This window comes from Ruminococcus sp. RTP21359st1_H3_RTP21359_211015 (genome assembly GCF_040909065.1).
GTDB classification, from domain to species: Bacteria; Bacillota; Clostridia; order Oscillospirales; family Ruminococcaceae; genus Hominimerdicola; species Hominimerdicola aceti.
Genome location: NZ_JBDGDD010000052.1, coordinates 1 through 9,631, shown reverse-complemented (window position 1 = coordinate 9,631; position 9,631 = coordinate 1). Strand labels below are relative to the sequence as shown.

The following is a 9,631-nucleotide window of genomic DNA, read 5'->3' as shown; positions in this document are numbered from 1 at the left end:
TTTATTTTATCAGATTTTTGCCTATCTCTCTTTTCTTTTTTCTTAATTTTGTCCAATATCTATTGTAGCACTACAAAAAGGTAGCCTGCTTTTTTGTTTTTATGCTTGACAAAATATCATGGCTGTGATATAATAAAACATATTTTACGAAAGGAGCGTCGGATGACATGAGAATTACAAGAATATGGGTGAGAAACTATTAAACCGAATATCAGGCAGGTGCATTGGCACGAGCCGCTCCGACTCTTCCGTATAACGTTTTGGTTACACGCCTGAGGGTGTGTTTTTTTATGCCTGAAAAAGCCGAAGAGCGGCTTGATAACAGACATTAGGAGTGATTAATATGGCAGAAATGTTTGACAACACAATAAAGAAAGACCGTGTGCTGTTGGCGGCAGTGGACACAGGTTCGTATGACGTGGAGCTTTCTCTTGACGAGCTTGAAGAGCTGACAGAAACAGCAGGCGGTGAGGTGATAGCGAGAGTGACACAGAAAAGGCCGTCCTTTGACAGTGGTACCTGCATAGGCTCAGGCAGGCTTGAAGAAATGGCTGAGATATGCAGAAATGAAAATATCGACAGAATAGTTTTCGACTGCGAGCTTACAGCCACACAGATAAGAAATATCGAGGACGTGTGTGGTGTTTTCACTATCGACAGAACTATGCTCATACTGGATATTTTTGCTCAGCGTGCGACTACTCGTGAGGGCAGATTGCAGGTAGAGATAGCACAGAACAAATACAGACTTCCAAGGCTTGCAGGCATGGGAACTAATATGTCACGTCTTGGCGGTGGTATCGGCACAAGAGGTCCTGGTGAGTCGAAGCTCGAAACTGACAAGCGACACATCAGAACACGTATTGCGGCACTTTCAGACGAGCTTAAGGAGATAGAGAAGCGTCGTGGGCTTATGAGAAAACGTCGCAAGAAAGACGGTGTTCTTACAGCGGCGATAGTGGGCTATACAAACGTGGGCAAATCCACACTGCTTAATTATCTTACAGAAGCGGGCGTGCTTGCAGAGAACAAGCTTTTTGCGACTTTGGAAACAACATCAAGGGCTATAGAGCTTCCTGACGGCAGGTCGGTGACGCTTATTGACACGGTAGGACTTATCAGACGTCTGCCGCATCAGCTTGTGGAAGCTTTCAAATCCACTCTTGAAGAGGCGGCAAGTGCGGACGTTATAATCCATGTGTGCGACGCCTCGGCTGATGACTGCGAGGAACAGGCAAAAGTTACCCTTGAACTGCTCAAAGAGCTTGGCTGTGAAGGAATACCTGTGGTGACAGTGTTCAACAAGTGCGATAAAGTGCCTTATATAAACGAGCTTGACACATCAGGTGAAGCGGTGAAGATATCCGCCAAAAACGGCACAGGTATTGACAGCCTGCTTGCGGCTATACAAAAGGCATTACCCGAAAACAGCGTAAGATGCAGGCTTCTTTTGCCTTTTGACAAGGCGGGTCTTGTGAACACCATAAGGCAGGAGGGCAGGATATTCAGTGAGGATTATACCGCTGAGGGTATCATTCTTGACGCTCTTGTAGATATCAAGGTCTATCATCTTGTGGAAAGCTATAAGGTGAAAAACGAAGAATAAAGTGTTTTGCAAACGTTAAAAAAGTGTAAACTCTCGGTAGGGCTATTGACAAGCCCTGCCTGTGAGAGTATAATAATCGTGGTTAGCAATAACAAATAAATCGAAAGGAAAAAACAGAATATGTCTACTGTTATCATGTCTGCAGTCTTTACATACTTCTTTATGAGCTTGAGCTACTTTTATGGCTTCGAGTTTTTTTGGCGTGTGAAGAAAGCGACGAGATCAGAATAGGCGTATAGAGAAGTTTCTGTTTTTATATATGCGTTTATTATAAGCCGTGGCTTTCTTGTAAAAGAATGTCACGGCTGTTTTTATTGCCTATACAAATTTGATTTTCGGAGGAAAGTAACATGATCATCGTATTGAAAAACAATTCACAGGAAAAACAGGTAGAAGAGCTTTTGAACTGGCTCGACCAGTTCCATGTATCGACGAATCTGGTAGAGGGCGTTCATTCAAATGTTATCGGTCTTATTGGCGACACAACTCAGATCGATATAGAAGCAGTTCAGGCTAAGGAATGTGTTGAAAATGTACAGCGTGTTCAGGAGCCTTACAAGAATGCTAACAGAAAGTTCCACCCTGATAATACTGTTATCGACGTTGCAGGCAGAAAGATAGGCGGCGGAAAGCTTCAGGTCATTGCAGGTCCTTGCTCTGTTGAAACTGAGGAGCAGATAATCACAACTGCTATCGCTGTCAAGGAGGCAGGTGCAACAATGCTCAGAGGTGGCGCATTCAAGCCAAGAACTTCACCATATTCATTCCAGGGTCTTGGCAAGGAGGGCATCGACCTTCTTATTCAGGCTAGAAAGATAACAGGTCTGCCTATCGTTACTGAGATCATGGATCTTTCTGATCTTGACTGCTTTGCTGACGTTGACGTTGTTCAGGTAGGAGCAAGAAATATGCAGAATTTCACACTTCTCAAGGCTCTCGGTAGAAGCGACAAGCCTGTTCTTCTCAAGAGAGGACTTTCATCAACTCTTCAGGAGCTTCTCATGTCCGCTGAGTACATAATGTCTGAGGGCAATCAGAACGTTATCCTTTGCGAAAGAGGTATCCGCACATTCGAGCCTGCCACAAGAAATACTCTCGATATTTCAGCCGTTCCTCTGCTCCAGCAGAAAACACACCTTCCTATCACTATCGACCCTAGCCACGCTACAGGTATCGCTTCACTTGTTGAGCCAATGGCACTTTGCGCTGTAACAGCAGGCTGTGACGCACTTGAGATAGAGGTACACAACGACCCTAAGAACGCATGGAGCGATGGTGCGCAGTCACTTACTCCTGCACAGTTCGCTGAAACAATGAAGAAAGTTAAGGCACTTTCCGAGTTCATGGGCAAGCCTCTTGATGTAAACGAATAAACAAGACATTGAAAAAGAGGTGTTTTCGCACCTCTTTTTCTTTACAAATATTCAGTTATGTGGTATAATGTTTTAGAACTGTAAATGGATAAAGTACAAAGGAGGAGGAACGATGAAACTTGTGCTTAAACAAAGGCTTTTTTCATGGTTTGACAGCTATGACGTGTGCGACGAATACGGCAAAGCAGTTTTCAGCGTAAAAGGCAGACTCGCATGGGGTCACTTGCTGGAGATATACGACAACATGGGAAACAAGGTCGGCGTGCTGAAAGAAAAGGTGCTGAAGATTTTCCCTACCTTTGAGATATACATAGGCGGAGAGTATATGGGCTGTATAAAGAAAGAGTTCACCTTTTTCAAGCCAAAGTTCCATATAGATTTCTGCGGCTGGAGAGTGGACGGCGACATTTTCGGCTGGGACTATTCCGTTTATAGCGGTGCTGAACAGATAATGCGTGTGTCAAAGGAGCTTTTGCACCTTACCGATACCTATGTCATAGACGTTTATGATGATCGTAATGCTTTGGCGGGATTGCTCATTGCACTTGCGATAGACGCAGAGAAATGCTCAGACGGCAATTAGACTTTTATGATAGCTGTGTAAAAAATTGTACTGAAAGGTTTTGATATTAATGAAATTCAACTGCGAGCTTAAAAGGGTCGTGGACGATTCTTATGATATAGAAATAGGCAGAAAATTGCAGGATACGCTGGTCAGCGACCTTAAAGGCGGTCTTGTGGGAAAGATAAAGAAATTTGCCGTTGTGACGGATTCTATCGTTGTGGATCTCTATGGCAGAGATATTTATGACAGGCTCAACGCCGCAGGTCTGAAAGCCGAGCTTTTTGTGATACCTGAGGGAGAAAAGTCCAAAACCAGGCAGATGAAAGAGTTTGTTGAGGACTCTATGCTTGAAAAAGGCTTTCGCCGTGATTGCTGTGTGGTAGCCGTTGGCGGCGGAGTTGTCACAGACCTGGCAGGGTTTGTTGCAGGAACATTCGGCAGAGGAGTGCCTTTTGTGAATTATGCCACAACGCTCCTTGCGGCGGCTGACGCTTCTGTGGGCGGAAAAACTGCCGTTGATACGCCCCTTGCTACAAATCTTATCGGTCTGTTCAATCAGCCTAAAAAAGTGTATCTGGATATAGACACATGGAAAACTCTGCCTGAAGAACAGCTTTCAAGCGGTCTTGCGGAAACTATCAAGCACGGCTGTCTTGGTGATAAGGAGCTGTTTGAGTATCTTGAAAAGAACGTGGAAAAGGTGCTTGAATGTGACGGTGAAGCCTGCGAGTATATCGCAAAGAAAAACTGCGAAGTCAAGTACAAAGTGGTAATGAAAGACGAGAGAGAGTCGGGTCTGAGAGAGGTGCTTAATCTCGGTCACACTGTCGGCAGAGCTATCGAAACTGTGTCTGACTATAGGCTGTATCATGGTGAATCTGTAGCTATCGGTATGGTGGCACAGGCAAGATTAGGCGAGAAGCTTGGTTTCATATCCCATGAAAATGAACAGCGTGTGGAAAATCTTCTTGAAAGTGCAAAGCTTCCTACAACAATACCTGACTATATTGACAGAAAGGCTCTTGTGAAAAAGCTTTATACAGATAAAAAGGTCCGTGACGGAAAGCTGAGATTTGTTTTCCAAAAAGAAATAGGCGAGATGATGTGCTTCGGTGAAAATCAGTTCGGCAAAGAGATATCCGAGGAGCAGATAGCTGAAATAATCACAGAGATGTAACGGAGGATAGCGATGAATATAACTGTATTTCCGAAAAAACTCAGTGGACAGGTGACAGTTCCGCCCTCAAAAAGTGTTGCACACAGAATGGTGATAGCGGCGGCGCTGTCAAACGGCGTTTCTGAGATAACAAATCTTTATCCCTCGGTGGATATCCTTGCGACTATGAATTGCATGAGGGCGCTTGGGGCGAAAATAGATTTTGACGGCGATAAGGCTGTGATAGAGGGCATAAAGGATATTCCTGAGAGCGCAGTTTTGGATTGCTGTGAGAGCGGCTCAACGCTGAGATTTCTCATACCTGTTGCTTGTGCGCTTGGGGTGGATACTCAGTTCATCGGCAGGGGCAGGCTTCCGCAAAGACCTATCACACCATATCTTGAAGAGTTTCCAAAGCATGGCGTAAGCTTTGAATACAACAACACTATGCCTTTTTCTGTGAACGGCAAGCTCACAGGGGGCAAGTTCTATGTTGATGGTGGAATATCCTCACAGTTTATCACAGGGCTTCTGTTTGCTCTGCCGCTTCTTGAGGAGGACAGTGAGATAATACTCACTTCTCATTTGGAGTCAAAGCCATATGTTGACATAACTCTAGGCACTTTGAGAGAGCATGGCTGTCAGGTTGAGGAAACAGAGAACGGATATTTTGTAAAGGGCGGTCAGCGTTATATGCCTTTCAGCGGCAGAGTTGAGGGGGATTATTCTCAGGCGGCTTTCTTCAAGGTGGCAAATTCTTTGGGCAGTGATATTGATATCGCAGGGCTTTCTGAAAAATCTTTTCAGGGAGATAAAAAAATTGTTGAAATATGCGAGAAAATAGTGTATAATAAAAATGGTGGTTTGCAGCCTTTTGACCTCGACTGTTCGGATATACCCGACCTTGTGCCTGCTCTTACAGTACTTGGAAGCTTCTGCGAGGGAAAAAGCTATATACGAAATGCCGCACGTCTTAGGATAAAGGAGTGCGACAGACTTTCGGCTATCTCACAGTGCCTTAACGCAATTGGCGGAAAGGTAACTGAGCTTGAGGACGGATTGGAGATAGAGGGTGTTGGCTCACTGAATGGCGGAGAAGTTGACAGCTTCAACGACCACAGGATCGCAATGTCAATGGCGGTGGCTGCCACAAGATGTACTTCACCACTGAAGATAAACGGTGCGGAGTGCGTCAGCAAGTCATATCCCGATTTCTTTGAGGTATATGAGAGCATCGGAGGAGAGATAAGCCGTGAGCCTTAACGTGGGCTAGTACAAAAATTTGTACTGATCTGGCGGGTATCTGCCGTTATTTATACAGGCTTTATAAGCTGACAGGAGGAAGTAAAATGTCATCAACATGGAACAACAATATAGGCTTTACCGTTTTCGGTGAGAGCCACGGCCCTGCAATAGGCGTTGTTATGGATAATGTACCGCCGGGGGAGAGCATCGACCTTGACAAGATATATCAATTTATGGCAAGAAGAGCGCCTAAGCAGAACAAGACCTCTACACAGAGAAAAGAAAAGGATATGCCGCAGATAATGTCTGGCTATTTCAACGGCAAGACTACGGGTACTCCTCTTTGTGCGCTTATAGCCAATACAGACCAGCATTCACAGGATTATTCAAATCTTTCAAGGCTTGCAAGACCAGGTCACGCTGATTATACAGGCGCATTGAGATACAGAGGTTTCAATGATGTAAGAGGCGGCGGACATTTTTCAGGCAGACTTACTGCGCCCCTATGCTTTGCAGGAGCAGTGGCAGGTCAGATACTTGAAAAAAGAGGTATCTATGTGGGCGCTCATATCGCAGAGATCCATGGCATAAAGGATAAGGCTTTTGACCCTATAAATACCACTAAGGATATGATAAGGGAAGTTCGTGAGAAAGAGTTCCCGACTATTATCGACGTTCAGGGCAACGAAATGATAAAGGAGATAGATAAGGCAAGAAAGGATAAGGACAGCGTTGGCGGAATTATAGAATGTATCGCTATCAATGTTCCAGCCGGTATCGGCTCGCCTATCTTTGACGGACTTGAAAACTCTATAGCTCAGCTTATTTTCGGTATCCCTGCGGTAAAGGGTCTGGAGTTTGGTGCAGGCTTTAAGGTGGCGGAAATGACAGGCTCGGAGAACAATGACGAGTTCTATGTAAATGATAAGGGTCATGTTGTGACAAAGACAAACAATCACGGCGGAATACTGGGCGGAATAGCTTCTGGTATGCCTATCACACTTAGAGTTGCTTTCAAACCTACTCCGTCAATAGCAAGACCGCAGGCAACTGTGGATTATTCAGCTATGAAAAATGAAACTCTCGAAGTAAAGGGCAGACACGACCCTTGTGTAGTTCCAAGAGCTGTGCCATGTGTTGAGGCGGCTGTTAATATAGCTTTGCTCGATCATATGCTTGAATACCCAAATTTTTAGAGAAATTTCCAAAGGAGGATTGATAGCTTGGTACAAAATCCTGAGGCTCATATATCAGAGAACATGAAGAACATTTCCGACGTGTATGAGGTTCAAATACTTCTGGCTTATTTTCTCGGTCAGATAAATCAGCTTTGTACGCCTAATCAGCTTACTGAGATAGCCACGGGCGAAGGCGTTGTTAATTATTTTGTATATACGGAAGCTGTCAGCAGAATGTTGGAAAACGGCACGCTGGAGCTTGCGGAAATAGAAGGCACGAATTACTATCGGCTCACTGAAAAGGGCATTGAGGGCGCTGAGAAATTCAAAAAACTTGTGCCGAAAAGTTTTAGAGATAAGATATATGCGGCAGGTCTAAGACTGTTCGTCAAGCTTAAAAACGATCGTGACGTAAGCTTTGATATAAAGCCTGCAAAGCGTGGTTATAACGTGCATTGCCGCTGCTGTGACGATGATATGGTGCTTATGGACATAACTCTTTACGCACCTGATCAGGAGCAGGCAAATTATATAAAGTCGAAAATTCAGATGAATCCTACAGATTTCTATTGCAGAGTGGTGGACTATATAATCGAGAACGAGGAATATGTGCCGTCTGCTGCAGAGGAGCAGGGATTGTTCTAAAGAAAGTGGAGCCGTCTGGGCGTATGCTCAGGCGGCTTTTGAAAAAATTTTTATTTTTTTTGTGACATTTCGGGAGAGAAAAAGTATTTATTATTAAGGGGTGATCAAATGGACGTCAATTTGAAAAATACGCCTTCTGAGATAGACAGGCTTATAGATAAATATAAAAGTACCGTTTATGGAATCGCTATAGCACGTCTTGGCTCAAAAGCAGATGCAGACGATGTTTTTCAGGAAGTGTTTCTTGCAGCTTATCGAAAGGGGATAACAGTCAAGGACAATGATGAGGAGAAGTTCTGGCTTATCAGGACTACTCTCAATCAGTGCAAAAAGATAATATTGTCAAGCTGGCGCAGGCGTACAGTTCCCCTTGAAGAAAGAAAGGAAGAGATAAGCTTTTTCAGAAGCCGTGAGGAAAATGATGTTTTCTGCGCTGTAACGGAACTGCCTGAAAAATACAGAATGGTGGTCTATCTTTACTATTTTGAAGAGGTGTCTACTGATGAGATAGCAAAGATAATGAAAGTACGCAGTGGAACGGTGAGAATGCAGCTTACAAGGGCAAGAGAAATGTTGAAAGAAAAGCTGAAAGGAGGATATTTCTATGAATAAGGAATTTTTCAGAGGCATGAAAGAGCAGATAGAGCCTGATGAAGAACAGGTCGAGGAGCTTAAAAATAAGCTCAACAATACTGCGGCGGTAAGCAGGAAACCTATGTGGATAGGCGGAGTATGTGCGGCGGCACTGTGTGTGGCAGTTGGAGCAGGTCTGTTTTTATCCGACAGCAAAACTGATAAAAACAGCATAAAGACAAGCGGCAGTTCATCAGCGCAGTACAATGACAGTTGGTCGCCTGACCTTATAAATAGAAATGGGAACGGCTCTGACGAAAATCAGACAGTAGCTGGTGGCGAAACAGAGGAAAGCATTGTCGACAGTACACATGATTCAAAGATCGACAACGGCAAGACGGACGATACGCCCAATATAAACAACAATACGGGTGGAAATACGCACATAACAGACAATGACCGCATAAGTGACAACAATGGCGGAGTTATTTCAGACAATAGTAATACAGAAAATACAGATAGTAATGCAAACGACAGCAAATCGGAGACCACATCGTCCAAAAATGAAACGGAAGACCCTATAGAGTTCGATGAAAAAGACCCTGTATACCCTGAGATATATGTGCAGGACGAAAGGCTTTTTGATATGACATTAAAGGGCAGGGCATTTGCATTCCCTGCAAAGTATAGTGATGTAGCGGATATGGGTCTTTGGGCGGCAGGTCTAAGTGGTTATTCTGAGAGCGTTGACCCGAAAAATTATGTGATAGCGGAAGATGATATGGAAACTTTTTTCAGTAATGGTGCAACAGGATATTCAGGAAGCATGACAATTGACAATAACACTTATGAGGAAGCGAAAGCAAGCGATTGTGATGTCATGGGATTGTTTTTGGATAACTGTCCTGAGTTTTCTATAGGCGGAATAAAGACTGGATCGACTATAGAGGAAGTGAATAAGACATTCGGTGTTAATTATACTAATGAATGCAGAACGCTTACTGTACATTCTCAGAACGGAGCTTTTACAGACAGCAAGGGTACTTTTACTTTAACAGTTGTATTTGCGTTCGATGACGGGGTAGTTTATAGTGTAGGCGAGTCAAAGATATATTCGACGTTCTTCTGATCGTCAATATTGTGTAAGTTTTGTACTGTTTCTGTGCAAAATAATGAAAATATCTATAAAAAACATAGAAACGGTACAAAACGCTTGACAAAAAGGCATAAAAGTGATAAAATAAACAAGTCGCCTCGAGAGAGCGATAAAGAAAGAAGCGAAACGAAGGT

General features: G+C 43.8%; 9 protein-coding genes. All 9 read left to right on the top strand.

Going from position 1 to position 9,631, the window contains the following annotated elements; all coding sequences use genetic code 11:
• Positions 1-352 precede the first annotated feature (352 nt).
• The 9 genes from hflX (at position 353) to AB5Z01_RS13125 (ending at position 9,470) form a co-directional block, all read left to right on the top strand.
• Positions 353-1,606: a GTPase HflX gene (hflX, locus tag AB5Z01_RS13165; RefSeq protein ID WP_256321412.1), complete on the top strand. Its 1,254-nt coding sequence runs from the start codon at positions 353-355 to the stop codon at positions 1,604-1,606.
• Positions 1,607-1,956: 350 nt separating this feature from the next.
• The gene (gene aroF, locus AB5Z01_RS13160) at positions 1,957-2,979 is read left to right on the top strand and encodes a 3-deoxy-7-phosphoheptulonate synthase (protein ID WP_186491287.1); all 1,023 of its coding nucleotides are present in this window, start codon (positions 1,957-1,959) and stop codon (positions 2,977-2,979) included.
• A gap of 112 nt (positions 2,980-3,091) precedes the next feature.
• The gene (locus tag AB5Z01_RS13155; RefSeq protein ID WP_368365599.1) at positions 3,092-3,562 is read left to right on the top strand and encodes an LURP-one-related/scramblase family protein; all 471 of its coding nucleotides are present in this window, start codon (positions 3,092-3,094) and stop codon (positions 3,560-3,562) included.
• Positions 3,563-3,611: 49 nt separating this feature from the next.
• Positions 3,612-4,721: a 3-dehydroquinate synthase gene (gene aroB, locus AB5Z01_RS13150; RefSeq protein ID WP_368365598.1), complete on the top strand. Its 1,110-nt coding sequence runs from the start codon at positions 3,612-3,614 to the stop codon at positions 4,719-4,721.
• Positions 4,722-4,733: 12 nt separating this feature from the next.
• Positions 4,734-5,963 carry a 3-phosphoshikimate 1-carboxyvinyltransferase gene (aroA, locus tag AB5Z01_RS13145; protein WP_368365597.1) on the top strand — a complete coding sequence of 410 codons (1,230 nt, stop codon included), beginning with the start codon at positions 4,734-4,736 and terminating at the stop codon, positions 5,961-5,963.
• Between the two features lie 86 nt (positions 5,964-6,049).
• Positions 6,050-7,141, top strand: a complete 1,092-nt coding sequence (gene aroC, locus AB5Z01_RS13140) for a chorismate synthase (RefSeq protein WP_287216306.1) — start codon at positions 6,050-6,052, stop codon at positions 7,139-7,141.
• A 27-nt stretch (positions 7,142-7,168) separates the two neighbouring features.
• The gene (locus AB5Z01_RS13135) at positions 7,169-7,768 is read left to right on the top strand and encodes a DUF4364 family protein (RefSeq protein ID WP_022288567.1); all 600 of its coding nucleotides are present in this window, start codon (positions 7,169-7,171) and stop codon (positions 7,766-7,768) included.
• A gap of 108 nt (positions 7,769-7,876) precedes the next feature.
• Positions 7,877-8,380, top strand: coding sequence for an RNA polymerase sigma factor (locus tag AB5Z01_RS13130; RefSeq protein ID WP_287216305.1), 504 nt, complete (start codon positions 7,877-7,879; stop codon positions 8,378-8,380).
• Positions 8,373-9,470: a hypothetical protein gene (locus tag AB5Z01_RS13125; RefSeq protein WP_287216304.1), complete on the top strand. Its 1,098-nt coding sequence runs from the start codon at positions 8,373-8,375 to the stop codon at positions 9,468-9,470. The genes AB5Z01_RS13130 and AB5Z01_RS13125 overlap by 8 nt, the downstream gene beginning before the upstream one ends.
• Positions 9,471-9,631: the final 161 nt, after the last annotated feature.